This window comes from Bacillus sp. 05T22 (assembly GCF_056396765.1).
In genome coordinates, this window is record NZ_JBFTMC010000036.1 from 1 (window position 1) to 26,224 (window position 26,224).

22 protein-coding genes, 2 pseudogenes and 1 other annotated feature are annotated in these 26,224 nt (G+C 35.2%); of the genes and pseudogenes, 11 read left to right on the forward strand and 13 right to left on the reverse strand.

Translation table 11 applies throughout. From position 1 onward, the window contains the following. Positions 1-289: 289 nt before the first annotated feature. From AC1DIT_RS13030 to msrA, 3 genes and pseudogenes are all read left to right on the forward strand, one after another. A complete protein-coding gene (locus AC1DIT_RS13030) occupies positions 290-706 on the forward strand; it encodes a DUF1259 domain-containing protein (RefSeq protein WP_016114374.1) in 417 nt (138 codons plus the stop codon). 593 nt (positions 707-1,299) lie between these two features. Next, positions 1,300-1,404, forward strand: a pseudogene (locus AC1DIT_RS13035) (SDR family oxidoreductase); the annotation flags it as partial. 90 nt (positions 1,405-1,494) lie between these two features. Then, a complete protein-coding gene (gene msrA, locus AC1DIT_RS13040) occupies positions 1,495-2,031 on the forward strand; it encodes a peptide-methionine (S)-S-oxide reductase MsrA (protein ID WP_016114373.1) in 537 nt (178 codons plus the stop codon). Positions 2,032-2,217: 186 nt separating this feature from the next. Here msrA and speB read toward each other — a convergent pair whose 3' ends face one another. After that, positions 2,218-3,162 carry an agmatinase gene (gene speB, locus AC1DIT_RS13045; protein WP_016114372.1) on the reverse strand — a complete coding sequence of 315 codons (945 nt, stop codon included), beginning with the start codon at positions 3,160-3,162 and terminating at the stop codon, positions 2,218-2,220. Between the two features lie 518 nt (positions 3,163-3,680). On the opposite strand from speB, the gene AC1DIT_RS13050 reads away from it, so the two are divergent. Beyond that, positions 3,681-4,757: an N-acetylmuramoyl-L-alanine amidase family protein gene (locus tag AC1DIT_RS13050; RefSeq protein WP_016132717.1), complete on the forward strand. Its 1,077-nt coding sequence runs from the start codon at positions 3,681-3,683 to the stop codon at positions 4,755-4,757. Between the two features lie 157 nt (positions 4,758-4,914). Here the strand turns inward: AC1DIT_RS13050 and AC1DIT_RS13055 are convergent, their stop codons facing one another. Further along, a complete protein-coding gene (locus AC1DIT_RS13055; RefSeq protein ID WP_016114369.1) occupies positions 4,915-5,553 on the reverse strand; it encodes a FusB/FusC family EF-G-binding protein in 639 nt (212 codons plus the stop codon). 142 nt (positions 5,554-5,695) lie between these two features. Continuing rightward, complete coding sequence (locus tag AC1DIT_RS13060; protein WP_016114368.1) at positions 5,696-5,959, reverse strand: CD3324 family protein; 264 nt, start codon at positions 5,957-5,959, stop codon at positions 5,696-5,698. Positions 5,960-6,299: 340 nt separating this feature from the next. Here AC1DIT_RS13060 and AC1DIT_RS13065 point away from each other — a divergent pair. Continuing rightward, positions 6,300-6,563: pseudogene (locus AC1DIT_RS13065) on the forward strand (polysaccharide deacetylase); the annotation flags it as partial. Between the two features lie 51 nt (positions 6,564-6,614). Here AC1DIT_RS13065 and AC1DIT_RS13070 read toward each other — a convergent pair. Next, the gene (locus AC1DIT_RS13070) at positions 6,615-7,952 is read right to left on the reverse strand and encodes a sodium-dependent transporter (RefSeq protein WP_016114366.1); all 1,338 of its coding nucleotides are present in this window, start codon (positions 7,950-7,952) and stop codon (positions 6,615-6,617) included. A 303-nt stretch (positions 7,953-8,255) separates the two neighbouring features. Further along, positions 8,256-8,479: a binding site (T-box leader), on the reverse strand. A 230-nt stretch (positions 8,480-8,709) separates the two neighbouring features. On the opposite strand from AC1DIT_RS13070, the gene AC1DIT_RS13075 reads away from it, so the two are divergent. After that, positions 8,710-10,344 (forward strand): putative polysaccharide biosynthesis protein, encoded by a 1,635-nt coding sequence (locus AC1DIT_RS13075; RefSeq protein WP_476998226.1) that lies wholly within the window; start codon positions 8,710-8,712, stop codon positions 10,342-10,344. Positions 10,345-10,394: 50 nt separating this feature from the next. Here the strand turns inward: AC1DIT_RS13075 and cysK are convergent, their stop codons facing one another. From cysK to AC1DIT_RS13100, 5 genes are all read right to left on the reverse strand, one after another. After that, positions 10,395-11,312 carry a cysteine synthase A gene (gene cysK, locus AC1DIT_RS13080; RefSeq protein ID WP_016114364.1) on the reverse strand — a complete coding sequence of 306 codons (918 nt, stop codon included), beginning with the start codon at positions 11,310-11,312 and terminating at the stop codon, positions 10,395-10,397. 15 nt (positions 11,313-11,327) lie between these two features. After that, positions 11,328-12,536: an MFS transporter gene (locus tag AC1DIT_RS13085; RefSeq protein ID WP_016114363.1), complete on the reverse strand. Its 1,209-nt coding sequence runs from the start codon at positions 12,534-12,536 to the stop codon at positions 11,328-11,330. Positions 12,537-12,897: 361 nt separating this feature from the next. Further along, positions 12,898-14,460, reverse strand: a complete 1,563-nt coding sequence (locus AC1DIT_RS13090; protein WP_016114362.1) for a Vga family ABC-F type ribosomal protection protein — start codon at positions 14,458-14,460, stop codon at positions 12,898-12,900. 330 nt (positions 14,461-14,790) lie between these two features. Beyond that, complete coding sequence (gene hflX, locus AC1DIT_RS13095) at positions 14,791-16,050, reverse strand: GTPase HflX (RefSeq protein ID WP_016114361.1); 1,260 nt, start codon at positions 16,048-16,050, stop codon at positions 14,791-14,793. A gap of 549 nt (positions 16,051-16,599) precedes the next feature. After that, positions 16,600-17,394 (reverse strand): polyphosphate kinase 2 family protein, encoded by a 795-nt coding sequence (locus tag AC1DIT_RS13100; protein ID WP_016132716.1) that lies wholly within the window; start codon positions 17,392-17,394, stop codon positions 16,600-16,602. Between the two features lie 114 nt (positions 17,395-17,508). On the opposite strand from AC1DIT_RS13100, the gene AC1DIT_RS13105 reads away from it, so the two are divergent. Then, positions 17,509-18,330, forward strand: coding sequence for a YwqG family protein (locus AC1DIT_RS13105; RefSeq protein ID WP_016114359.1), 822 nt, complete (start codon positions 17,509-17,511; stop codon positions 18,328-18,330). A 559-nt stretch (positions 18,331-18,889) separates the two neighbouring features. Here the strand turns inward: AC1DIT_RS13105 and AC1DIT_RS13110 are convergent. Continuing rightward, positions 18,890-19,363: a MarR family winged helix-turn-helix transcriptional regulator gene (locus AC1DIT_RS13110; protein WP_016114358.1), complete on the reverse strand. Its 474-nt coding sequence runs from the start codon at positions 19,361-19,363 to the stop codon at positions 18,890-18,892. Between the two features lie 153 nt (positions 19,364-19,516). Between AC1DIT_RS13110 and AC1DIT_RS13115 the strand changes: the two genes are divergently transcribed. The 4 genes from AC1DIT_RS13115 (at position 19,517) to AC1DIT_RS13130 (ending at position 22,810) form a co-directional block, all read left to right on the forward strand. Further along, positions 19,517-20,101: a DUF3238 domain-containing protein gene (locus tag AC1DIT_RS13115; protein ID WP_016114357.1), complete on the forward strand. Its 585-nt coding sequence runs from the start codon at positions 19,517-19,519 to the stop codon at positions 20,099-20,101. A gap of 129 nt (positions 20,102-20,230) precedes the next feature. Beyond that, on the forward strand, positions 20,231-20,815 hold the full coding sequence (locus AC1DIT_RS13120; RefSeq protein ID WP_016114356.1) for a DUF3238 domain-containing protein: 585 nt from the start codon (positions 20,231-20,233) through the stop codon (positions 20,813-20,815). A gap of 74 nt (positions 20,816-20,889) precedes the next feature. Next, a complete protein-coding gene (locus AC1DIT_RS13125) occupies positions 20,890-21,516 on the forward strand; it encodes an FMN-dependent NADH-azoreductase (RefSeq protein WP_016114355.1) in 627 nt (208 codons plus the stop codon). A gap of 163 nt (positions 21,517-21,679) precedes the next feature. Next, positions 21,680-22,810 (forward strand): MFS transporter, encoded by a 1,131-nt coding sequence (locus AC1DIT_RS13130; protein WP_476998227.1) that lies wholly within the window; start codon positions 21,680-21,682, stop codon positions 22,808-22,810. A gap of 102 nt (positions 22,811-22,912) precedes the next feature. On the opposite strand, the gene AC1DIT_RS13135 is transcribed toward AC1DIT_RS13130, so the two are convergent. The 3 genes from AC1DIT_RS13135 to AC1DIT_RS13145 form a co-directional block, all read right to left on the reverse strand. Beyond that, on the reverse strand, positions 22,913-23,041 hold the full coding sequence (locus AC1DIT_RS13135) for a hypothetical protein (RefSeq protein ID WP_016114353.1): 129 nt from the start codon (positions 23,039-23,041) through the stop codon (positions 22,913-22,915). Positions 23,042-23,429: 388 nt separating this feature from the next. Beyond that, a complete protein-coding gene (locus AC1DIT_RS13140; protein WP_016132715.1) occupies positions 23,430-24,713 on the reverse strand; it encodes an MFS transporter in 1,284 nt (427 codons plus the stop codon). Between the two features lie 395 nt (positions 24,714-25,108). Further along, positions 25,109-25,672: an undecaprenyl-diphosphatase gene (locus tag AC1DIT_RS13145; protein ID WP_016114351.1), complete on the reverse strand. Its 564-nt coding sequence runs from the start codon at positions 25,670-25,672 to the stop codon at positions 25,109-25,111. Positions 25,673-26,224: the final 552 nt, after the last annotated feature.

The following is a 26,224-nucleotide window of genomic DNA, read 5'->3' on the forward strand; positions in this document are numbered from 1 at the left end:
CATGATCATAAATCATATCAAAGAACCTATGGACATGATCATAAATCATATCAAAGAACCTATGGAACATGGGAGATAGCTCGTGGTCTTACGACTAATTCGTTAGCTAATAAAAGTAACGACTAACCGAGAAGCCCCCACTTCAAACAGCTCGTAAGAGCGTTAAGTGGCGGGTAGTTCACAAAATCTGCATGAGCCTATCGCATGAACTATACGATAATATAAGATAAATCTTTTTTATCTTATAACTCTAAATACATCATTTTGTACGATAAAGGGGAGTAGATCCATGAATGACTTAAATATTCTTTGCGGACAATTTGCTACAATTCTTAAAGGAAAAAGTAAAATAAATCAAAATGGTTGTTCGGTATCTTTACGTCGCAATTTTAATGTTCTTGTTCAAGGAAAGCTGAGTGGCTATGTAATACCTGTAGGAGTAAGTTTTGAATCTTTGGATCAAAGTGGAAATGCTTTAAATTTAGGAGAAATTGCTGTTTTGCAAGAAGAAATCCCTTCATTTATGCGTTCAATTGTGCAACAGGGAATTATTGTTAGTGCTTTACACAACCATTGGTTATATACGAGTCCATTAATCATGTACATTCATCTCCAATCAGTGGAGCCCCCATTACATTTTGCGAAAAAATTAGCAAATTCTTTTTCAGCCTTAAGTAGTTATCCGGTTGCTGACACCGAGAGTTAATGTTAGACGAATCATGTGTATTTACTTTTACTAATAATGTGCAATTATACCAAAATAATCATTAAAATAAGATCCATTTTACTACAACTCTTATCATTTGAATGAATATATAAAAGCTAAAAGAGAACTCACCGTTCTTTTGCGACTGTTACCTCTTATCATCAAAAGTCCAATTTTTATAGGGAGTAAGAGTTTTCTTTGCCTACTTATTTTTAGGGTCAAGCTATTCGTACAATTATTGGCTGATAGGAAGTTTTCAGGTACTTCACCGTTTATACTCCAAATAAAAATTTGCTACTGAATCTAACCGTACACCTACCCTAACCTTCTGTTCTTGCATCTTTTTTAGATCCTAGGAGATATAGCTCAATTCAACTTATGAAAATTCATCGCATTCCAATATAATGAATTTTCACGCTATTTGCAATAGCCTGAAATATGAATCGTTGTTCTTTAATGCGCCTCCATAATGATTCAGATTCATCATTAAGTCATTTGTATAGCCAGCTTAAATTCATTGTGAGGAATACAAAAATGTTCACACTGTCTACAATCCCTTTAACTTTCTTTACAGTAACCTAAGAAGTGAGCAAGGTGAAATAGAGGACATTGCAGATACTGCTGCATTTCTTGCTTCCCCTGATAGCCGTTGGATTACCGGTCAATTGATTGATGCGAGCGGTGGTTCTTGTCTATAAAAAACATATAGTTTCAAATCTTTTTTATTGCGCAATAAAACAATTTATATAATACTAGATAAAACATATCTATTTAGGAGGATTACAGCAATGACAGAAAAAACATACGAACTCGCAACCTTTGCAGGTGGCTGCTTTTGGTGCATGGTAAAACCATTTGACGAACTTCCTGGTATTCAAAAAGTTGTTTCAGGCTATGCTGGTGGTCATATCGAAAATCCAACATACGAACAAGTGAAATCAGGAACATCTGGACATTTAGAAGTTGTTCAAATTACATTCGATCCCTCTATTTTTCCTTATCAAAAATTGCTAGATTTATATTGGCCACAAATTGATCCGACTGATGACGGTGGACAATTTTTTGACCGTGGGCCATCCTATCGCACAGCAATTTTTTATCATAATGAAAGCCAAAAAGAACTAGCTAAGAAATCAAAGCTAGCAATAGCAGAAAGCGGTATGTTTAAGGGTCCAATCGTGACGGAAATTCGTCCAGCTGCTCCTTTTTACGAAGCGGAAGAATATCATCAACATTTTTACAAAAAAAATCCTGAGAAATATGCTCAGGAACGTAAAGAGTCCGGTCGTGAAGATTTTATTGAAGAAAATTGGAAAAAGAATTAATCATATCTCTCACTACCTTTTCAATAATTTGAACAGGTAGTGTTTTTTTATTACCTGACATCTTGCTATGGTTAACTTTTATTATCTTTTAAAAATTCCTGCTTCATGAACAACGAGAATACTTTAGGTCAATGAGAAGATCTTCTCATTGACCTTTTTTATTTTCCAATATAATAAATCATTTCTCTACTTATTCGCTGCATTTTTCAACTGTAATGCAATCAAACTAGCAAAATCATGTACTAGTGTCGCAGCTAATAAAGAAGTAATTTGAGCTTGATCATATGGCGGTAACACTTCCACTAAATCGAAACCAATATAATTAAAACCACTTAATGAACGCACCATATTTAATGTCTCACGACTGTTAAATCCCCCAACTTCTAATGTCCCTGTACCAGGCGCACAAGATGGATCTACAAAATCAATATCAAACGTTAAGAAACACGGTGTATCGCCAATCGTTGTTCGCATTTGCTCAAGGACACTTTCAAAACCACGATTACATAATTCTGCTGTTGTAATAACGTTATATCCTAAGTCATTGCTAGCTTCTATATCACCAGGATGATTCAATGTTCCACGAATTCCAATTTGAAATACTTTGTCTGGCTGTAGTAACCCTTCTTCATGTGCACGTATAAACGGCGAACCGTGCCAATATTTTTCCTCATAATATGTATCCCATGTATCTGTGTGCGAATCGAAATGAATCATTGCCACAGGTCCATGAACTTTCGCTGCCGCACGAAGGCTTGCTAATGTAACAGAATGATCCCCTCCAAGACCTATTGGAATGATTCCTTGCTGCATTAACCCAAAAACGGCTTCCTCTATTAAATCATAGCTGCGATGAATATTATGTGGAATCACAGAAACATCACCAATATCAATCGCATTTGTGTCATCAAACGGATAAACATGATGAATCGGATGATATGGAAACAAAGTCATCGATGCTTGACGGATTGCTTGTGGAGCAAAACGCGCACCAACGCGAAAAGAAGCAGCAGTATCAAAAGGCATCCCTAAAATAGCCACTTTTGCTTGCTCATTACTTGAAGGTAATCTCATAAATGTACCTGTCGTACAAAATTCCGGTTTTACATCTGGTGTTAGTGGATATTTCATTTCTCATTTCCCCTTTTCAAACATAATTTTTTGCACCCGAAAGAAACTTTTTTTATATGAATGTTTTTTTATTAAAGTGCAAAAATCATGCCATATAGAAAATGATTCGTTACCCTCTATTCACTCTTTTTCTGTCTATGCATAATTGAATAGCTTATTCTAATCAACATACAAAGTATGAAAAATAGTTTTTATTAAAAGGCAAGAAATTTCATAAATCACTTATTAAAAGAGTGCGTTTATAAAATGGCACACATGATATAATAGGCGTTTTTATTTTACATATATAATTGTAATTGGTGCGGTCTATTCAAGGGATGATAATGATTCAAGAAATAAAGTAAGTTACTTAAATTGGAAACCCACTTAATTTATGACAAAAAAGCAAATTAAATTTCAATAAATCAAAAAACATTACATTTATATTACAAGACACATTGATTATTTCAATATTACAGAATATAATTCTTTTGTGAAAATAAAAACTAAAATTATTCATTATTTGGGGGATATGGAAAATGAAGAAATCTATTTTACCAATTTTAATGGCTGCAATGTTTGTAGTTCCTACAGTTTCTCATGCAGAAGAAAATGTAGTTGTTCAAAATCATACATATGCAATTGAGCAAGGTGAAGTAAATGGGGCTATGGTTCCACATTGGTCAAAATATGGAGGTTCTTGGTATTACTTTAATGAAGATGGTAATACAGCTAAAGATTGGAAAAAGATCAACGGCACTTGGTATTTATTTGGTAAAGATGGAATTATGGTTACAGACTTGAAAACTATTAATAAAAAAACATATTATTTTAATGATAATGGAGCTATGATGACAGGTTGGAAACAATTTAATGGACCTGTGTCTTATAACGGAAAATGGCGTTATTTTAATGAAGATGGCTCCATGGTTAAAGATTGGAAAAATATTAAAGGCACTTGGTATTACTTCGATGAAGAAGGATTCATGGCCACAGGTAAAAAAACGATTATAGGACAAACATTTTACTTTAATGATAATGGCAACATGGTGACAGGTTGGAAACACTTTGGTGGTTCCGACGGCTGGCATTACTACAATGAAGATGGTTCCATGGCTATAGGGGAAAAATTGATTAATGATAAAGGGTATTATTTTAATGATAATGGGACTATGGTGACAGGTTGGCGTGAGATTACTAGTGGGCCCTATAAAGGCACTTGGTATTACTATAATGAAGATGGTTCCATGGCTACAGCATGGAAAAATATAAAAGGGACTTGGTATTTCTTTTATGGAGATGGGACTATGGCTACAGGCTGGTTACCAGCAGGCGATACTTGGTACTATCTAAATGCAAATGGTTCTATGGCTACTGGCTGGTTAAAAGAAGGATCTACTTGGTATTATCTAAATACAAATGGTTCTATGGCTACTGGCTGGTTAAAAGAAGGATCTACTTGGTATTATCTAAATACAAATGGTTCTGTGGCTACTGGCTGGTTAAAAGAAGGATCTACTTGGTATTATCTAAATACAAATGGTTCCATGGCTACTAGCTACCTGTTCATTGATGGAAAGTGGTATCGCTTTGCAGATAATGGCGTTATGATCTAAGTGAATTTCAATGGGTAGAGATTTACATCTCCTACCTATTGAAAAGTATCCCTAGACCTGTTCCCTCTATTCTTTAGGGAACAGGTCATTTTTGTTTTCTTGAACTCACATACAATTATAGTGATGAATGTAGTTTAGTACGATCTTTTGCAATAATTTATTTCCTCAATCTCTCAATAAAGTCATGTAATTTATCAAGTGAAGTCATATTCTGATTACACACTATACTATCTTTGCAAATATAGTTTCCTTTCTTAACAAAGGTACCTGGTACATCACCTTTTATTTCAACTAAAAACATCCCTACTTCTTCATGACCGTGGCATAATGAGCAAATGCCCTTTTTATTTATACTTTGGAATGTGCCTTGCAAGCCAACAAACTTATTTTTAGCCTTTGCTACAATAAACTTTCTGCCCGTTCCTTTATCAATCCAACCTAAATACGACATTTCTTTCATATTTATTTCTTCTATTTCAGGAAGCTTCAATTTTTTAGCTTTAGGAAATATTTTTTTTAACGCTTGTGGTGTAATTTCCTGAAACGGAATAACATATGGATTTAACTGAAGTAAAAACGCTTCTGCGTTCTCTCTATTTTCAACTGCCAAAATCGTATCGATTATTTTTTTTTGTTCATCAGTAAGATTTTCAAAAACATGTAACACTTTTTCTATTGCAAGAGACTTCAGCGCAGCAATAACACCTCTATCGTTTGCTGTTGCGTGTCCATGCGCTAGAATATGAGTTTGTGATTTTATAAAATTATATTGATCACTTCTAATAAATGCTTCCATTATTATCACTCCATACAAATTGTTGATCTCTTTTTATTGTATACAATACACTTATTTTATAAAATGTCGAAAACGATTCATAAACAAAGTATACACAAAAAGCACTGATTATTTCTAATTGAATAATCAGTGCTTTTCATTATTATTTTGAATACACGATTTTTTTTATCGTTTCCGTAGAAAGAAAGTATTCCTCTGCTAATCGATGAATGGTAGTTCCACTTTTAAAAGCATGTTTAATGTCTCTATTCCGTGCATCAAGTTGCTTTCTTCCGCCAGATCGTGCACCCCATTTATAATGTTTAGTTTCTTGTTTTGGAATGTAAATTGTTTCACCTTGTACATACTTTTGAATTTCTGCAATTAAGCTTTCTGGTAAAACAGTCGCTGCCTTTACGTATTTCATTTCTGCTCGCCCCTTATTTTTTATAGTTCATTTCAATAAGGTGCAAAGCCAAATATAAAAGAAATGATACGAGCTCATTTTGGCGATTGAATATTACTTGTCTACCTCACGCAAAGTATCGCCATTTCCATACTTGGCTTTGCATGAGACGCTGCAGTGTCTGGCAATTGTATTGTAATCGCCATATCAACACCTCCTAATATACCTTTTGATTCAACTTTATTATATGATAAATTTTCCTCACTTGCATCCCACTACTTTTTAAAATTAAAAATAATGTGAGGGCGCTTTATGAACAAAAGAATCATTACATCATTGATTATACTAACCACTCTTCCTACTCTTTGGAACTTATAAATTAATGAATTCACGAACGTATCAACTATTTGGTAAATTAACAAATCGAGTAGAAACAAATCAAAAAGTCTTCGCCCTAACCTTTGATGATGGTCCTACAAAAAATGTAGAACCTGGATCTATCATTTTATTACATTCCATGTATGACGATTCTGATAATTCCTTAAAGACCATTGAAGGCATTTTAGATTCTTTATCTAAAAAAGGCTATCAATTTGTTACAGTAAACGAATTGCAGAAAAGATAATTCTATAATTAAAAGGCTCTAGCATAACGTTATGCTAGAGCCTTTTATACTTTAAATCACTCCAATTACATTTAAAAATACGGTAATAATTGCAATTGGCGCTATATAGCGAAGTAAGAACAACCATAATACAAATAATTTATAGCCTTTATTTTTACTTACACCCAGTTCTTTCATTAATACATCTTTCTTCATTTTTAACGGCACGAAGATTGCAACTAATAATACACCAAGCGGCATAAGAACGTTACTTACTGCAAAGTCTGCTAAATCAAACACTGTTTTTCCAAAGAGCTTCACATCACTTAATACACCATATGATAGTGCCGATGGAATTCCAACAACAAAGATTAGTAATCCAACAATCAATGCCATTTTTTCACGTTTTCCCTTTCCTTTTTTTGTTAAGGAAGCAACACTAATCTCTAACATAGAAATTGCAGATGTTACAGTAGCAAAAAAGAATAGTAATAAGAAAATAATGAAAAATAGTTTTCCAAATGCCATTTTACTGAAGATAGCCGGTAATACAATAAATAGTAATCCCGGTCCTTGAGATGGCTCCATTCCAAATGCAAATACAACCGGGAAAATTGCRAGTCCCGCAAGTAATGTAATAACAAGTGTTAAACCAACAATAGAAAATGCTGAACGCGGTAAATTTTCTTCTTTCGGCAAGTACGAGCTATACGTTACCATTACTGCCACACCGACAGATAATGAGAAGAACGATTGCCCCATCGCATATAAAACAACCTCAGACGTTACATGCGAAAAATCAGGTTGTAAGAAGAAACGTACCCCTTCTCCCGCTCCATCTAATGTAAGCGCACGAACAATTAACACAAAGAACAAAACGAATAGTGCTGGCATAAAGTATTTATTTACTTTTTCAACACCATTTTGCACGCCTTTACTTACGATAAAAATAGTAATAAGAATAAATAATAGCTGTGATCCAACTGCTAAATATGGATTGGAAATGATTTCACCAAATGTTGCTTCGTATGCACCATTTCCTTCCCATAGTCTACCTGTAATTGCATTCCATAAATATAATAAAATCCAACCTCCTACAACACTGTAGAAAGAAAGCAATATGAAACATGTTACAATCCCTAACTTACCAACCCACGGCCATAATGTTTTAGGAGCGATCTCTCTATACGCATCAACAGCCTCTTTTTGCGTACTTCTTCCGATTGAAAATTCTGCCAATAATAAAGGTAAACCAATCAGTAAAGTAAAACCAATGAATATTAGGAAGAAGGCACCGCCCCCTCCAATACCGGCCATATACGGAAACTTCCAAATTGCGCCAAGGCCAATTGCTGAACCTGCTGCAGCTAAAACGAAACCTAATTTCGATGTCCATTGCTGTGAATTCATCTTTCTATCTCCTCTCTTCTTCTATTTTTTCTTGTTATTACATTTCATACTTACTCGTATTGTTCTATCCTCTTCCCTTTCTAATACAACCACTTCCCTTCAGAAACAAAAAATCGCCCCTACAGTAACGTAGGGACGATAAAAATATCGCGGTACCACCCTAGTTGTGAAGAATACTAAGAAACTGCCGAAATAAAAAAAGCCCCTACGAAAACGTAGGGACGATAAAATATCGCGGTACCACCCTAGTTATGAAGATACAACTAAAATAACCCCTAAATAAAAAACGTCCCTACGTAAAAACGTAGGGACGATATATATCGCGGTACCACCCTAGTTGTGAAAAAATTCTTCACCACTTTATTTGATAACGGTATATACTACCGTCTTTCATTTCTTCACAATGTGAGATTTATGAAAGATGCTCCAGGACGAACTTCATGAATAATCTATATACTGATTCGCACCAACCATCAGCTCTCTGTCATAGGGAGATTTTCACTACTTTACCCTTTCATTGCCCAACTATATGTTTTCCGAATTGATTACTATCATTTTTATCATACAATAAAAAGAGTGTCAACTGATTTTTTTGAATTTTTATGTATTAATTTGCTATTTGTTGCTATAAAAATTCAAAATATGGCTTTTTGATGAATACTATTGCACGACTTATGGTTTATGCTTTATAAAATCCACTGACAGGTTTATAGTAGTATAGGATGATTGTAACAGAGCRCGAGTAGGAGGAAAGGTTTTGTCTACTTCAAAAGTTTTAAAAGGTACAGCTTTACTAAGCGGTGCCACAATGATTTCGCGTATTTTAGGCTTTATATACTTCTTTCCCTTTCAACTATTAGTTGGTGAACAAGGGGTTGCTTTATATGCGTATGCATATTCTTGGTATGGCATCTTGCTTAGCTTTTCAACAGCCGGCATTCCAATTGCTGTATCGAAATTTGTCGCTAAATATAATGCATTAGGTGACTATAACACAAGTAAGAAACTGTATAATTCTAGTGTGAAAATCATACTGCTTATGGGTTTCGCTGGATTTTTAATCTTATTTATCGGAGCACCTTACGTATCGCAGTTTATTATTCGTTCCAAAACACCTGATCCGGGGTTTATCGCTGATGTAACACTTACAATGCGAGCATTAAGTTTTGCGCTCATTATTGTTCCAGCAATGAGTGTAACACGTGGATATTTCCAAGGATTCCAACATATGAAGCCAAGTGCTGTTTCTCAAGTTGTGGAACAAATTGCACGTGTCATTTTCATTTTAGTAGGTAGTTTTATCGTTTCAAAATTACTAGGTGGTTCCGTTGCTTCTTCTGTTGCAGTCGCTACATTCGGAGCTGTTATTGGAGCAATTGCCAGCGTTTCAATTTTAATCATGTATTGGAAAAAATATAATCATTTAAAACCACCTGCAGGCGAACTAAAAACAAGGGCTTCAAACGTTTCATTAAAAAGCATTTATATGGAGCTACTTCGTTACGCAATCCCTATTGTTTTTGTAGGGATCGCTATTCCACTTTATACTTTAGTGGATCAATATACAGTTGCTGATGCACTAAGAGCAATTGGAACACCGCTTGAAACTGCGAATGCGATTTTCGCTTATATAACGAACTATGCTCAAAAATTAATTATGATTCCCGCTTCGCTCGCAACTGGATTTTCACTTACGATTATTCCAGCGATAACAAAATCATTTACAAGCGGGAAACTAGAAGAATTACAAGAACAAATTACAAAGATTTTCCAGTTGTTATTATTCTTCACAATCCCTGCTGCATTCGGACTCGCTAGCATCGCATATGACGCATTCCGAATGGTATATATGAGTCCTGATACCGCTTTAGGCGGGTCTCAATATTTAATTTCTTATGCACCATCAGCAGTATTAAGTGCGATTTTCACTGTTTCAGCAGCCATTTTACAAGGCATTGATTATCAGCGAAAAACAATGATTGCATTCTCAGTTGGTATTCTCGTAAAAATCTTAGTGAATACGCCACTTCTATATCTATTAGGTGGGCATGGAGCAGTACTTGGAACAATTCTTGGATATCTCGTTTCTGATATCATTATGCTATATTGCATCGTCAAATTTGCGAAGTTTGATATTGCAGAAACAGCTAAAACAGTATTTCTTATTACAATTTACTCCGCAGCAATGTCCGCTGTCGTAATAGGATTAAAAACGATTATCGGATGGCTAATCCCTGGACAACCTTATATCGAATCATTGCTAATCGTTATTATTTGCGGCGTGGTTGGAGGAATTGTCTATCTTACTTTCGTATTAACAAGTGGCCTAGCATCACATATTCTTGGTGATCGGATTGGTCGTTTACCTATATTAAAAAAATTAGTAAAATAAAACAAAGAAGAGATTGTATATGATACATACAATCTCTTTTATTATGTTTCTTATTCAAACAATCCCATACTTAAATAACGCTCTCCCGTATCAGGTGCAATACATAACACTTTCTTACCAGCACCTAATTGTTTTGCTATCGTGATTGCAGCATAGACCGAGGCACCTGAAGATGGTCCTACTAATATCCCCTCTTGTTTTGCTAGATTTCTCATTGTACTAAGCGCTTCTTCATCCGCAATTTGAATAATTTCATTATATATTTCCGTATTTAAGTTTTTCGGAATAAACCCTGGGCTTGTTCCAACCAGTTTATGAGGACCCGGCACACCACCAGATAAAACAGGAGATCCTTTCGGTTCAACTACTGCAATATATAAATTTGGTAGTTTCTCTTTCAATGTTTCCCCTGTGCCAGTAATGGTTCCACCAGTTCCGGCAGTTGCTACAAATGCATCTAACTTTCCATCCATTTGTTCATAAATTTCAAGAGCTGTTGTATAGCGATGAACATTCGGGTTTGCTGGATTTTCAAACTGCTGCGGAATAAAGCTATTTGATATTTGTTTTTGTAATTCTACTGCCTTCGCAATTGCTCCTGGCATTCTTTGTTCTGCAGGTGTCAAAACAACTTCTGCTCCATATGCCTTAAGCAAGTTAATCCGTTCTTTTGACATATTATCCGGCATAATTAAAATCGCTTTGTATCCTTTAGCAGCTGCGTTCATCGCTAAACCAATCCCTGTATTTCCACTTGTTGGTTCAATAATCGTATCACCTGGCTTAATGAGACCTTTCTCTTCCGCCATATGAATTAAATTATACGCCGCTCGGTCTTTCACACTACGAGATGGATTAAACATTTCCAATTTCACATACACATCTGCCGCATCTTCTGGAACGAATCGCGATAACCGTAAGACAGGTGTATCTCCAATTAATTCTGTAACATTTTGACATAGTTTCATAGCGCAGCCCCTATTCTATCGTGTTTTTCGATCGCTTGGTAGTAACCATGACGTAAGTCCAATTAATGGTAAACAACTACATAATACCATAATAAATTGCAGACTATACACGTCTGCTAATTTCCCAAGAACAACGGCACCTAATGCTCCAAGGCCAAACGCAAGACCGACAATTAATCCTGACACCATTCCAACTTTTCCCGGAACAAGCTCCTGCGCATACACAACAATAACACTAAAGCTACTGGAACTAATAAAACCGATACATAAAAATAACGGCACAACCCACGCTAGAGAAACATGTGGTAATAAAAGTGCAAGCGGCGCAGAACCTATCATTGAAAATACGATAATATTTTTCTTACCAAATCGATCTGCTAATGGCCCGCCAAAGAATGTACCCAGTACCCCAGCAATCATAAAAGCAAATACAAAGTACTGTGCATTTCTAATAGACAAACCATAATGCTCGATTAAATAAAACTGATAGAAGTTCCCAATGCCAGCTCCATACCAAGAACGAACAAAGGTTAAGAAAACAAGAAGAACAATTACAAACTTAATACGTTTACTAACAATTGCATTCTCCGCCTCAAGTGCAGCTCGTTTCTTTCTTCGCATCGCACCATTTACTAACTCTTTTTTATACCAATTTGAAACAAAAATTAATAACACAATACCTACCGCTGCAAAAGCCGTGAATCCAAGTGATCCAATTTGCCCAAGCGGAACAAAAATTAGTGCTGTAAAAATTGGTGCAAGAGAATTCCCTGTATTTCCTCCTACTTGATAAATTGACTGCGCTAACCCTCGCTTTGCACCAGCTGCCATATACGCAACACGTGCGCCTTCAGGATGAAAGACTGCTGATCCTAATCCGATAAATAAAACTGAAATAATAACGATAATAAAGTTTGGTGCGAACGCAAGTCCAATCATCCCAAGCATACTCGAAAACATACCGAGCGGTAATAAAAATGGAGATGGTTTCTTATCTGAATACATCCCAAACACCGGCTGCATAATCGATGACGTCATATTTAACGCGAATGCAATCCATCCTACCTGCATATAAGACAAATTCATCGACTTTTCCAAAATAGGAAACAGCGCCGGTACAACAGCTTGCATCGAGTCATTTAAAAAATGACCGAAACTAATCGCAAATAAAATACGATATATCGTTGGTGAAGCTATTTTATTTTCCTTTGAAACTGCCTGCATAATTCACTCTCTCCTTCCCTAAAAAACAGAAAATGTAACTAATTAACATTACAACTTACTGTAATAATTTCTGATTTTTAAAACATTTTCTATTCTATACTGGTTTTATTTCTTTTTCCAGCAACACAACTTCGATTTCACCTATATACATAAATCATTAAATTTATATATTTTTATAACGTTGAATGGAAGGAGTTTTCTTTAGATTATTTTATATCAGCAAAGATGAAGAGAGAGACAAACAAGATTGTTGCACTCTTAAGTTCTATCCGCATGTTAGCAAAAACAAAAGACAGCACCTAGCTCAAAAAAAGTACATCACTCCATTAGTCGTGATGTACTTTTTTCTAATCAACTTTAATTATAATTCTCGTTTTTCTTTTAAAAGTTTTTGAAATTCTATTTCTAATTCTTCGGACGGTTCAATACTTAAGCGACTTAGCACTTCCGATATTTTTGTTTCAAGTAAAAGAAGCTTATCTTCTTTCGTATCTCGCGTCTTTCCCACTTGATTGAGTTTATATTGCTGATAGTTCCCTTCAAATAATTCAATCTTTTGATTACGAATTGTTAAAATTCGCGTAGCAATATTTTCGATAAACCGGCGATCATGCGAGACAAAAATTACACTCCCTTCATATTCTTTTAGAAGAGACTCTAACGCTTCAACAGCTTCCATATCAAGAAAGTTCGTCGGCTCATCTAACACTAAAGTATTAATATCACTTAAAAATAGCTTTGTCAGCGCTACTTTCACTCGCTCACCGCCACTTAAAACCCCTACCCACTTATAGACATCATCTCTGAAAAAATGCATTCTCGCAAGAACTGTTCGAATCAGTGTTTCATCCTGTTTTGAAGAGGATTGGACATTCTCGATAATTGATTTCTCTGTATCTAATATGTTTAAATTTTGACTAAAATATCCAATTTTAACAGCCGGTGAAAGCTTAATACCATACTCTTGGTTCATGATTTTTTTTACAAATGTCGTTTTCCCACTTCCATTTGAACCGATAATCGCTAATTTATCACCGCCTCGAATGTGAAAACTTGTTTTGCTCCAAAGCACACGTTCCCCAACTTTACCTGTTACACCATCTACACGAAGAATAATCCGGTTTTTAAACGTTTCTGCATTTGGCAAATTCATCTTAATTGGCGAAAGCTCTTTTACTTTTTCTACCTTTTCAAGCTTTTCTAATCTCGTTTCAATGGCCGTTGCTGTTTTTTGTAGCTTCTTTTGCTTTTTGGCAAAGTATGGCTTTGCTCCTGTAATTCTCGCTTCGGATTTACTTACCTTTTTTGGCGCCTTTGTTGCTCTTTCCGCTTTTTTCTCCTTTAACTTCAATGCTTCTTCCAACTGCCTTTTCTTTTTCTCATACTTTTCATACGCTAATTGTTCTTGATTGAGCTCTACTTCTTTTTGTTTTACATAATCGCTATAGTTGCCTGTATACTCTTTTATCTTTCCTTCATCCAATTCCCATATCGTTGTACAAAGAGCATCTAAAAATGCACGATCATGTGAAATAATGATAAATGCTCCTTGCCACATATTTAGCTTCTTCTCCAACCATTCGATATGTTCTGTATCGAGGTTTGTGGTCGGTTCATCTGCAAGTAAAAGCTCTGGATCTTTCAGAAGAGCTTTTTGGATATATTCTTGCGTCACTTCACCACCGCTTTTTGTTGTATCTGTTCGTTTAAGCTGCGGTAAAAGTTCACACCCAGTATGTTGAATAACGCTCCCTTCTTCTGGAGAAATTTTTCCAGCTAACATTTGGAATAACGTTGTTTTCCCACTTCCATTTCTACCAACTAATCCAATTCGAGCATTTTTATGGATTTGCAATTGATCCACATCTAGTAATAAACGATCCTGTACATAGTACTTTATATGATTAGCTTCTAATAAAAACATAGTAACATCTCCTTTTATCCAATGTAGGAGACAAAAAATGCCCCCTATATCCATTCAGAATAGGAGGCATAAATCATTTATAGGTGTACCCCAAAAGAGACTACCCCTTTTAGATCCAACTATAGAAGTCCCATCCTATTCTGAAAAACGCAAATTGAAGACATCACAAATAACAGAGTAATGATCTGCTAAAAATAACCTTCAATTGTTTGCTTTCGTAAATAGGATTAGTACTTCATGTAATTGGTTCACCCTTCCGTTCTTTCAATTTCATTAACGCTATTTTTAGTATAGCTAGAAATTTCAAATAAAATCAATATCTTTTTCATTTTAAATAACAAAACGCTTATATTTTTCAAAATCACTCGTCTTACATTCAAGTGAAATTTTCGTACCTTCATTTTCATAACTCGTAGATGTAACATGTGCATAATCATTGAAATAAGAAACAACTTGCCCTTGGTCATAAGGAATTAACATCTCACACTTTGTATACTCTTTGTAAATGTGAGAACGAATCATTTCTACAAGTTCTTCAATCCCAATTTGTTGTTTTGCAGACAGATATACTCGGTCCTCCTGGGTTTTCGGAATTTCAACATCCATCATATCTGATTTATTATATGCGTAAATGGTCGCGATATTTTCAACACCAATTTTCTTTAGTGTTTGGTTTGTAATCTCAATTAATTGTTCATAATTTGGATTTGCATAATCGACCACATGAATCAATAAATCTGCCTCCGCTACTTCTTCTAATGTAGAACGGAATGCCTTTACAAGATGATGTGGCAACTTGCTTACAAAACCAACTGTATCTGTTAATAAAAACGATTTATTATCTGGAAGTTCAATATTTCGCACTGACGTTTCCAACGTCGCAAATAGCATATCCTTTTCGAATACTTGTTTCTCAGTCGAACCGTTAAAGATCTCAAGCATCGTATTCATAATCGTTGATTTACCAGCATTTGTATATCCCACTAATGAAACAACAGGGATTTCATTTTTCTTACGCTGTTTACGCTGTGTTTGTCGCTGCGCAACAAGCGCTTCTAGCTCTTTATTTAATACTGCAATCTGTTCTTCAATTTTACGACGATCGAGCTCTAATTTCTTCTCACCAACACCTTTGTTTTTCGTACCAACGCCGCCGCTCTGTCTTCCTAAAGATTCACGAAGACCAATTAAACGTGGCATCATATATTGCAGGTGCGCTACTTCAACTTGCAACTGTGCTTCTTTCGTCTTAGCACGCTGCGCAAAAATATCTAAAATTAAAATGGTACGATCAATGACCTTACAATCTAAGTCAGCTTCTAAATTTCGAATTTGCGAAGGTGATAACTCATCATTAAAAATAACCATATTCGCATCTGCTTCCTTCACAAAAGCAGAAACTTCTTCAATTTTCCCTTTTCCGATATAATGCGATGGATTCACGCGATGTAAATTTTGCACAACTTGCCCTACAACTTCCACATCACACGCTTCCGCAAGGTTTGTTAACTCCTCCATTGAATATTCAAAATCACTTTCATTATTTAAATTCACTCCGACTAATATTGCTTTTTGTACTAGTTCTTCCATATATTCATTCCTCCATTTCGATTACGTAAAATTAAAAAACACAGGTCACTGCCTGTGTTTTTCGTAAACGGATGAGAGTGCGACAAATAAACAAAAGAAAGCATAGCTTTCAAATTGTTACATGGCCAATACGTCACAAATGATATACGTATCCCTAAAAAACATACACATATATCACATCATTCTATTATAAAGGCAAAACAAAAAGAGGGCGTATTCGTCCCTCCCTCTTTTCACATATCAGTTCAATAAAGGGTTCCTTTAAAATAGGCAGACCAATCCCGTTCACTCTGCACACAGACAGAGCCTTTGAGCGCTATTCAATTATCGGCACAAAGTATTGAGACGTAATCTGATTAAAATCAAAGGAGACCCCTCCGTTCATTAAAAGTTACATAAAGCTTAGCATAATTATACTGGTTTCACAAGAATAAACTTCAATTATGGGCATAAACAAATTCATTAATTTTCGATAATATTCTTCATTTTTTGCATACACTTCTTATGATGAATAACGTTCAATCCCTTGGAAATTTAATACATTATATCTTACACACGTTCGCTTTCCTCTTGCATGTTCTCTTTCATTTCATGATAGTATGATGGCAATTCGATTCCATGCGCCACAAAATAATCTTCAATTAATGAAATGATTACTTTCGATGTTTTCACACGTGCATATAATTTATCGTTACTGGCGATAATATTCCATCTTGCATTCGGTTTATCTGTTTTCTCAAACATTTCTTCGATTGCCTCGACATATTCATCCCACTTTTCACGATTGCGCCAATCTTCATCTGTAATTTTCCATCTCTTCAAAGGATTTTTCTCACGATCTTTAAATCGTGCCAGCTGCTCATCTTTACTAATATGATAGAAGAATTTTGCTACTATGTAATGATCATCTGTTAATCGTTTTTCAAAATCATTGATTTCATCATATGCTCTCGTCCATTCTTCCTTTGTAGCAAATCCCTCTACACGCTCTACCAATACACGACCATACCAAGAGCGATCAAAAATTGTGATTTGACCATACTGAGGAATTTTCCGCCAGAAGCGTTGCAAATAATGGTAACGTTTTTCATGAGAAGCAGGCGCACCAATTGGATTTACTTGAAATCCACGCGGATCCAGATGCTCAGTAATTCGTTTAATTGCCCCTCCTTTTCCAGCCGCATCCCAACCTTCCATCGCCATAATAACGGCTATTTTTTCTTTTTGTAAAATTTGCTGCAACGCTAATAAGCGCCTTTGATACTTTTCAAGCTTCTTATTATACTTTGATTTTGATTCCATTCTTTTCGTTAAATCTACCTGAGCAAGACGATCTTTTGTCATAAAATAATCCCCCTTTTCCTACACTAACGCTATTTTAACATAATTTTCAATATTTTTGATTATTTCCAGAAAATACAAACAAGTTGTTGTACAATAAGAATGGGGTGATACATTATGAAACAAACACTACAAAATGTGCTCGGAAAATATAGTGCCATGCATCTAGAAAAACATATTTTAAATTCTCTTGAGCCAACAATTCAAATTCGTCTACGTAAAGGATCTGATGAGCAAATAGCAATAGGAACGTCCAAATTAGGGGGTTTTCCAGATTTACCTGATGAATTAAAGATTCCAACATACAACGACATACCGCTACACTTTATTGGACAACTGAATTTAGAAGAAGTACAACCTTATCACAAAGGAAACCCACTGCCTACGAAGGGCATGCTGTATTTCTTTTATGACGCAGAAGAACAACCGTGGGGATTTGACCCGAGGGATATGGGAGGACACTGCGTTCTGTACACGAAAAATATAGAAAACCTAAAGCGACGAGAACTTCAAACAGAAGTGTTCCCTCCTTCCATCATTTCCTTTCAAGAAACATGGACATTAGCAAAAGAAAAAATCGAAAAAACAGGTTTATCAAATGATGATGAATGGGATCTTTATAAAGAAATAGAAGATTTATATCTCGATGGACTGCATCATTTACTCGGCTCCGCACAAGCTATTCAATCAGAAGAAATGGCGGAAGAGTGTCATCTTGTTACAAACGGAATCTCTTTAGGAAATGGGTATCCTTCAGATAAAGAGATAAAACATTTGCCTGGCAGTCCTCAAGATTGGATGTTACTGTTACAACTTGATACTAACGATGAGTCTGGAATGTACTGGGGAGACACTGGCTTATTGTATTTCTGGATCAAAAAAGAAGATTTATTGCGAAGAAACTTTCAAAATACATGGCTGATTTTGCAATGTTGTTAAATCAACCATGCATTTACAACATATCCCTCTCCTCTGTTCCTATACATTGCTGTAATTGGTATAAAGCGAAAGAGAATAGAAAAAACGGCTAACTTTTTCTATAAAGTTGGCCTAGTCATTATAATTCAAACTCCGCTATACGAAGAAATATGGTAACTGCTTGTGAACTCCTTTGCCCCTTAGTTTTTGCATCATATTGTCCACATGATTACGGACATGCCTTTTTGTTATTAAATAATTCATCTATAGTATCAAGATACCCCTCCGCCTCCTTGGCAGTGGAAAGAATGAAATATTTATATAGACCCAAAATTTGTTTGGATCTATAAAGACTAATCATAAATTCTCTAATATATACTCTTCACTAAAATACAAAGAAGCTACCCAATAATCAAAATGGGCAGTCTTCCTTATTTCACTTCTTCCATTCCATCCAATGATTCCTGAAACAAAAATTTTGTGCACATTCGATAGAAAAGCACCTACTTTTATCATTTAGGGGATTATCTGTTTCCTAAGTTAATGGGTGTTTAGTTGGTCATCTTTGTAAACTCTACGTTTACCAAACAGGTCTTAACCTCGATGATGATTTACCTTCATTTGCTTCATAAACTAATTTTGTTAAATCCTCTTTGAGCATTTGCATTCGTTCAGCGCCTATGTTTTCAATCCAACGTTGTTCAATTTCAGTTAGTATCTTCTCTTTTGCTTGCACTACTAGCCAACCTTTTTCTGTCAAAACAATAATTTTCCCTCTCTTATCAGTTGGATGCGCTTTGCGCATTACATAACCACTTTTCTCAAGATAATCCACCATTTTACTCACAGCTTGCTTTGTAATTCCTAAATATTCGGCTAGTTCTATACCTGTCGCTCCATTAGGAGTGATGCATTTAAACATAAAACCATGTACAGGTCTAATGTCTCCAAATCCCAATTCACTCAATTTGTCATGTAGTTCATTGATTGATGCGCTAAAGGATAATGACAAAAGTGACGTAAGATCCAATTCACTAAATACTTGATGACTCATACATAAAACCTCCTTAAACAAAGTCAATCAGGTTGACTACATCTAATTTCTATTGTACTATATGGAATATAGTCAATCAAATTGACTATATTTAGTTATAAGAGATATAAGGGATTCAACGAAACAAAAATTAATAAATTATGGAGGTTTCTCATGGCTAACATCGTGAAAATTAGAGGAAGTGTCTTTGCCCCGTATGCTTGGTTGGAACCTATTAAAGATCCTACAACAGGAAAACTTTTTGAATATACTGGTGATGCACGTGAATTTACACCTTATGCTGTAAACACAATGCGGTCGAGATTAGAGCAAGAAGTGATTATTGATTTTTATAAAAAAGAAATTTTTTCACATGCAAATGCTTGTATCGTAACTGTGAAAATTACAAATCCAGATGGTTCTATCGAGTATAAAAAAGGGAAAACAAGCACAGAAAATATTGTATGCACTAATGTTGTGTGGGGTACTGATGAAGTTTCTTTTAAAATGAGTGCAAGTGCCAGCAATCCTTTAAATACAGCAGCACCTGCAGCTGACTATGTATTAACTATACACGTTAACAAAAGTGGGGTTGCACATATTGAGGGTGCACATGATGGGTTCCCCTGCTATGAATTTTATAAACAAACAGATTTTGATCCATTTGAATTAATATATACACATGATTTCAGAAAAACTGGTGACACTCCAGCAGCGCTAGCTGGGGAAATGGAATACAGTTTTAAAACGACAATCTAGATATAAATACTGAATAGAAGTTTACAAGCAGCAAAAATATTTATACGAAAGAAATTGCGATCTGTTTTGCTCAATGGGTCAATATTATTATTATCCAAAATAAAATTAAGAATTGCAGAGGTGTGTCTCATGACTAATATCGTTAAAGTTAGAGCAAGTGTATTTATTCCAATGTCTTGGACTGAACCTAAGAAGGATACTCAAACAGGAAACGTGATTCAATTCGAAGGTGACTCACGTGAATTTACACCATATGCTGTAAACGCTATGCGTTCCAGAATTGAACAAGAAATAGTTATAGATTTTTATAAAAAAGAAATTTTCACATATGCGAATACCGGCATAACAACAGAAAGAATCACAACTCCTGATGGTTCCGTTAATAAGAGAACAGGAAAAGCTAGTACGGAAAATATTTTGTGCACTGATGTTGTATGGGGGTCAAATGACGTCAAATTTAAAATGAGTGCAAGTGCTAGCAATCCATTAAATGTATATGCACCTCCTGTTGACTATCTATTAACTGTACATGTCCAAAAAGATGGTACTGTCGATATTGAAGGTGCACATGATGGATTTCCTTGTTATGAATTTTATAAGCAAGTAAATTTTGGTCAGTTTGAGAAAATTCATACACATGACTTCAGAGAAACTGGTGATACAGCTGAAGCTCTAGGTGGAGACATGGAGTATAGTTTTAAAAAGATATTATAAAGAACAATATAATACCCTTTTTATTAAATAAATATATAACAACATAAGAGAGTGAGTAACAGGAGGAATAGAGAATGACAACAGTTTTATTTGTAAAAGCAAACAATCGTCCAGCAAACCAAGCAGTTAGTGTGAAATTATATGAGGCTTTTTTAGCAAGCTACAAAGAATCACATCCAAATGATACAGTGGTAGAGCTTGATTTATACAAGGAAGAATTACCATATGTAGGTGTAGATATGATTAACGGTACATTTAAGGCTAGTAGAGGATTTGATTTAACAGCAGAAGAAGCAAAGGCTGTATCTGTTGCTGATAAATATTTAGATCAATTCCTTGCAGCTGATAAAGTTGTATTTGGTTTCCCGTTATGGAATTTAACAATTCCGGCTGTACTACACACATATATTGATTACTTAAACCGCGCGGGCAAAACATTTAAATATACGCCAGAAGGTCCAGTAGGTCTTATTGGAAATAAGAAAATTGCATTATTAAACGCAAGCGGCGGTGTATATTCTAAAGGTCCAAAAGCTGAAATGGAAATGGCTGTTAAATATGTAGCAAGTATGATGAGCTTCTTCGGTGTAAAAGATATGGAGAAAGTCGTGATTGAAGGCCACAACCAATTCCCTGATAAAACAGAAGAAATTATTGCTGCAGGGCTTGAAAAGGCTGTTAAAGTAGCAAGTACGTTTTAATTAACAAAACACTTGGCACTCAATATGGCAGTACCAACACTTCTATAGCGGTGGTACTGCTTTTTTATTTGCTTATCTCGTTACTTTTGAGCAGTAAAAACCCAATTGATGCGAGCTTTCCATTCTCAACTTATTAAACGATAGAAAGCAGGATTACATTACAATGGAACGTTTATGGACAAAAAGCTATATAATGCTGACAATTACAGCATTATTACTATTTAGTGGTTTTTATTTACTAATGCCAACATTKCCTATGTTTATTAAACAATTAGGTGGAAGTGAATCTCAAGTTGGATTTATTATTGGAGTGTTTACAATATCAGCAGTCATTTTTCGTCCTATTGTTGGAGGATTAATGGATCGATATGGCAGGCGGGTATTTATAATAAGTGGACTACTATTTTTTGCAATGACAATGTATTTTTATGATTGGGTAACAGGAATTGTATTTTTAGTTGTATTACGTATCTTACATGGAATCGGTTGGGCAATTGCTACAACCTCGATAGGAACGGCTGTGACTGATGTTATTCCACAATCTCGTCGCGGAGAAGGAATGGGATGGTATGGACTTGCAATGACTTTAGGCATGGCTTTAGGACCAATATTAGGTCTTTGGGTAGCAAAATCATTTTCATTTCATTATCTATTTCTTCTATGTACAGCATTAGCAATTATTGCATTCATACTTGCACTTGACACAAAAGTCCCAGTAGTTCAACATACATCAAAAAAACCAATATCATTTTTTGAAAAAACCGTTTTACCAATCGCTATTGTTACATTTTTCCTATCCTTTACTTTTGGTGGCATTACAACATTTTTACCACTGTTTGCGGCGAAAATTCAAGTTAATGTTGGTACTTTCTTCTTAGTTTATGCTGTTACACTTATAGTAATTAGACCACTTGCGGGAAAGATATCCGATAAACATGGAGAAGGAGTCATTATTGTTCCTGCGCTTTTTATACTGATAGTCGCACTATTAGTCCTAACAATGACAAATGGGCTTATCGGACTAGTTATTACAGCTATTTTGTACGGAATTGGATTTGGATCGGCACAACCTGCTCTTCAAGTAGCAACTATACGATTAGCTCCACCAGAGAAAAGAGGAGTGGCAAACGCTACATTTTTTACTGCTTTTGATTTAGGGATTGGTTTAGGAGCTATTCTTCTAGGATTTGTTTCACAGCTCATGGGATATCAAATGATATTTATTGTTTGTGCTGTATCGGGACTTATTAGTTTGTTAATTTTTATTTTGTTTGTAAAAAAGACACTAAAATAATTATAAAATTTACGAAAAAACTGACTACCTGTTCCCTATAGAATACAGAGAACAGGTAGCCAGTTTTTTCTGATATACGCCCCATTTTAAGTGTTTACTTCATTAAACAAGAGACTTTGTATCTTTTCGCTTTATAAAATATGATTCTAAAGCTTGTAAAAACGCTTCCTCTACCTTGAGTGTTCCGTATGTTTCATTTCCAAGTTTAAGTGGGGATGCTTTCCTTGTCATGTAACATCACCTCACTCCAATATATGCAAAAACACTTTATGGACTAACCTATTTTCCAAAAACAGCATTAATTTAATTACATCAGTAAAAGTTTTCTATACTATATATTTACTCAGTAAAATATACCGAATTGAACTTTATCGAATCGTATTCATTTGCAAACACTACACATCACATTACTAATATGATTGCAGACAAGCCTTCTACTAAAATACACCTTTTATCAGCGGAGGGCTTCAGCCTCTACTAAGCTATTAAAAGAAGATATACCTCTTACAATTTTATGAGATTCATTTTATGCAGTAACTTCTTTGATTTCTTCTAGCAACTATCTATCCATCTCTTTTTCTCTGTCAGTACAAATCAATCTGCAAAACTTTCAGGACTTCTATTTTATGTCATGCTCTTCACCTTTTCGAGACCAAATCACAACAGGAACGAGCAACAAGGCTAAAGCCCCTCCAGCTAATGATAATGCCGTATAGCTTGCATTAGCTACCACCATGCCTGACATTGCTCCCCCAGAAGCTCCTGCCAGCGCAATAAAAACATCTACTTTCCCTTGTGTCTTTGCACGCGTTAAAGGTTCTGTTGCATCAACAATTTGAGCAGTCCCACTTATTAATCCAAGGTTCCATCCTAAACCAAGTAAAGAAAGAGCAATGATCAGGAGAATTAAAGAATCGCTCGGTGCAATGGCAGCTACCACTCCCGCACTAAGTAGTATAACTCCGGAAGCAATACTCATTGCCATTCTACCAATCTTATCAACAAGAATTCCTGTAACGAGTGATGGAAGGTACATTGCTCCTACATGAAATCCAATAACRAGGCCCACTTCATTTAATCCATGCCCATGGTGTTCCATATGTACTGGAGTCATAGTCATAATCGCAACCATAACAATTTGAGTAAGTATCATAACAATTGCCCCGACTGTAACGCCTCTTGTATTTTCTATTGATTTCTTAGTTATCACATGCCCTTTATTTGTCTGTTCCTGTTTATATGTTTCTATCATGTTCGCTATCATTAATGGATCTGGACGAAGCATAACGAACAGTACGAGACCTGCTAACAAAAACGCAGCTGCTGATAATATGAATGGACCAGCAAGTTTAGGAATACCAATAGAGAGAGCGAAATTCCCCATTACACCCACCAAATTGGGTCCTGCTACCGCACCAAAAGTCGTCATAACCATTGTAATACTAATCGCAGTTGCCCTTTGCTTCTTATTTGCTAAATCTGTACCAGCATAACGAGCTTGTAAATTTGTGGCTGTGCCTGCACCATATATGAGTAAGGAAGCAAGTAAGAGAATAATACTATTTGTTAAAGCTGCGATTACGACACCAATAGCACCAAGCCCACCTACCATAAACCCTGTTGCAAGCCCAATCCGGCGCCCATAACGTTGAGACAGCCTTCCTACTATTAAAGCTGCTCCTGCAGATCCCATTGTAAACATGGCTGCTGGCAATCCTGCGAATACATCTGTTCCAAGCATTTGCTGTGCAAGAAGTGCACCTACAGTAATACCAGCAGCTAACCCTGCGCCACCAAACATTTGTGAAATACTTACGATTACTAACGTTCGTTTATATAACTTTTGTTGTTCTTCTGCTGTATACATATGATTCCTTATTGAACCATCAGCTTTATCGAGCATTTTCTCACCTTCTTTATGAAAGATTTTCCTTTTTTAAATGTACTATGTTTAATGTTTCCTATTCAATAACATTTTCATCTGTTCTCTTAGTTCTAAAAGAGAAAAACAAAAAAAGTTGTCCAAACACCTTGAGTTAGGGCAGTCTTTTCTTAGGCACAAATATTTTCTATTTATAAAACTAAGCTTCTCTTATATACTTTTAATCCATACCTAAAAGCCCCTATTTAATTAGGAGGCTATCAGTCTTTTAATCTTATAAAACACACTTCCACAGTTTGTAGGAATACTTCTTCAATACACACTTACTAAAAATCGTGTAACCATGTTTCTGCTTTTATCTATTCTCTTATGCGCATGAAAGCTAGCACTCATCCAACCGACTCGACTCTTTTTAGCTAGTTTTCCCCTTGAAAAATAGGCTTTGCAATCAATGTAGAAACAGGACGTATTTTAAATACAACATACTGCGTAAATAATGCTATCAATACTCCATGTACAATTCCTGCAATTACATCAAATGGATAATGCACTCCTACCCATACTCTCGAAAACGCTACAACGAGTGCTAAGAAAAACCAAGTATATTTAAAGCGATAGGCAGATAATAATAGTGTAGCTGCAATTACAATAGCTGATGTTGCATGATCACTTGGAAAAGAAGAATTGGCAGCATGATCTACGAGTTGTGTGATGTTATGTGAGATAAAGGGACGGTCTCTATAAATAAATAACTCAATAAATCTATTTATGGAATAAGCTAAAGTAAACGCAACAATCGATTGAAAAGCCATTACACGAAAATTAGGTTTATTCTTTATCCATAACAGGATGAGTAGCAACACGAAAGCATATTGTACATATTCTGCAAATACAATCATTACATTATCTATTAATGGATATTCCTGTACTTTACTATTTATAAAGTTGAACCATTCATAATCTAAATCTTTAAAATTCATTACATAATCTCCTTTAATGCTTTAGTCCACTCTACATTTTAACAAACTCTACCTTATTAAATGATTTTTCATAGGATTCTAATAAATTCTTATTATATTTTTTATTGTTTTCCACCTACAAATCATATCCTATTCAATTTTAAATAGATTACTCACAATGTACTATCTTATTTTGTGACATAAACATTACATTTTTGTAAGGTTCTTTTTTCATTTTGATAGTTCAACTTATCTGAAATTTTATAAAAAAAATTCAATGTTAACAAACACACTAACATTCACATTCATTATAGGATTACTCCTTACTTAAATCAGCAAAAAGAGGGACCCAAAAATAAAAATAAATATTATTAGGCTGATATTGCAGTTGTTGTAATACTAACGATTTGTGGCTTGTATAAAGAATACAATGAAGAGATTAAAATTAGTAATGAAGACAAGACCATAATTCAACAAGCTATATGCTGATTATTTATTTTATAATGAGGCCATAATTCGCATCGTCAGACAATGAAAGATTACATGATTTGAATAGAGAAAAGACCGACTCAC

Excerpts from the sequence above, each read along its gene's own strand:
- AC1DIT_RS13120 (WP_016114356.1), top strand. The coding sequence starts at position 20,231 with ATGACTAATATCGTTAAAGTTAGAGCAAGTGTATTTATTCCAATGTCT.
- AC1DIT_RS13135 (WP_016114353.1), bottom strand. The coding sequence starts at position 23,041 with ATGACAAGGAAAGCATCCCCACTTAAACTTGGAAATGAAACATACGGA.
- AC1DIT_RS13145 (WP_016114351.1), bottom strand. The coding sequence starts at position 25,672 with ATGAATTTTAAAGATTTAGATTATGAATGGTTCAACTTTATAAATAGT.
- AC1DIT_RS13100 (WP_016132716.1), bottom strand. The coding sequence starts at position 17,394 with ATGACAAAAGATCGTCTTGCTCAGGTAGATTTAACGAAAAGAATGGAA.
- AC1DIT_RS13060 (WP_016114368.1), bottom strand. The coding sequence starts at position 5,959 with ATGAAATACGTAAAGGCAGCGACTGTTTTACCAGAAAGCTTAATTGCA.
- msrA (WP_016114373.1), top strand. The coding sequence starts at position 1,495 with ATGACAGAAAAAACATACGAACTCGCAACCTTTGCAGGTGGCTGCTTT.
- AC1DIT_RS13125 (WP_016114355.1), top strand. The coding sequence starts at position 20,890 with ATGACAACAGTTTTATTTGTAAAAGCAAACAATCGTCCAGCAAACCAA.
- AC1DIT_RS13090 (WP_016114362.1), bottom strand. The coding sequence starts at position 14,460 with ATGTTTTTATTAGAAGCTAATCATATAAAGTACTATGTACAGGATCGT.
- speB (WP_016114372.1), bottom strand. The coding sequence starts at position 3,162 with ATGAAATATCCACTAACACCAGATGTAAAACCGGAATTTTGTACGACA.
- cysK (WP_016114364.1), bottom strand. The coding sequence starts at position 11,312 with ATGAAACTATGTCAAAATGTTACAGAATTAATTGGAGATACACCTGTC.
- AC1DIT_RS13105 (WP_016114359.1), top strand. The coding sequence starts at position 17,509 with ATGAAACAAACACTACAAAATGTGCTCGGAAAATATAGTGCCATGCAT.
- AC1DIT_RS13110 (WP_016114358.1), bottom strand. The coding sequence starts at position 19,363 with ATGAGTCATCAAGTATTTAGTGAATTGGATCTTACGTCACTTTTGTCA.
- hflX (WP_016114361.1), bottom strand. The coding sequence starts at position 16,050 with ATGGAAGAACTAGTACAAAAAGCAATATTAGTCGGAGTGAATTTAAAT.
- AC1DIT_RS13115 (WP_016114357.1), top strand. The coding sequence starts at position 19,517 with ATGGCTAACATCGTGAAAATTAGAGGAAGTGTCTTTGCCCCGTATGCT.
- AC1DIT_RS13050 (WP_016132717.1), top strand. The coding sequence starts at position 3,681 with ATGAAGAAATCTATTTTACCAATTTTAATGGCTGCAATGTTTGTAGTT.
- AC1DIT_RS13085 (WP_016114363.1), bottom strand. The coding sequence starts at position 12,536 with ATGCAGGCAGTTTCAAAGGAAAATAAAATAGCTTCACCAACGATATAT.
- AC1DIT_RS13055 (WP_016114369.1), bottom strand. The coding sequence starts at position 5,553 with ATGGAAGCATTTATTAGAAGTGATCAATATAATTTTATAAAATCACAA.
- AC1DIT_RS13030 (WP_016114374.1), top strand. The coding sequence starts at position 290 with ATGAATGACTTAAATATTCTTTGCGGACAATTTGCTACAATTCTTAAA.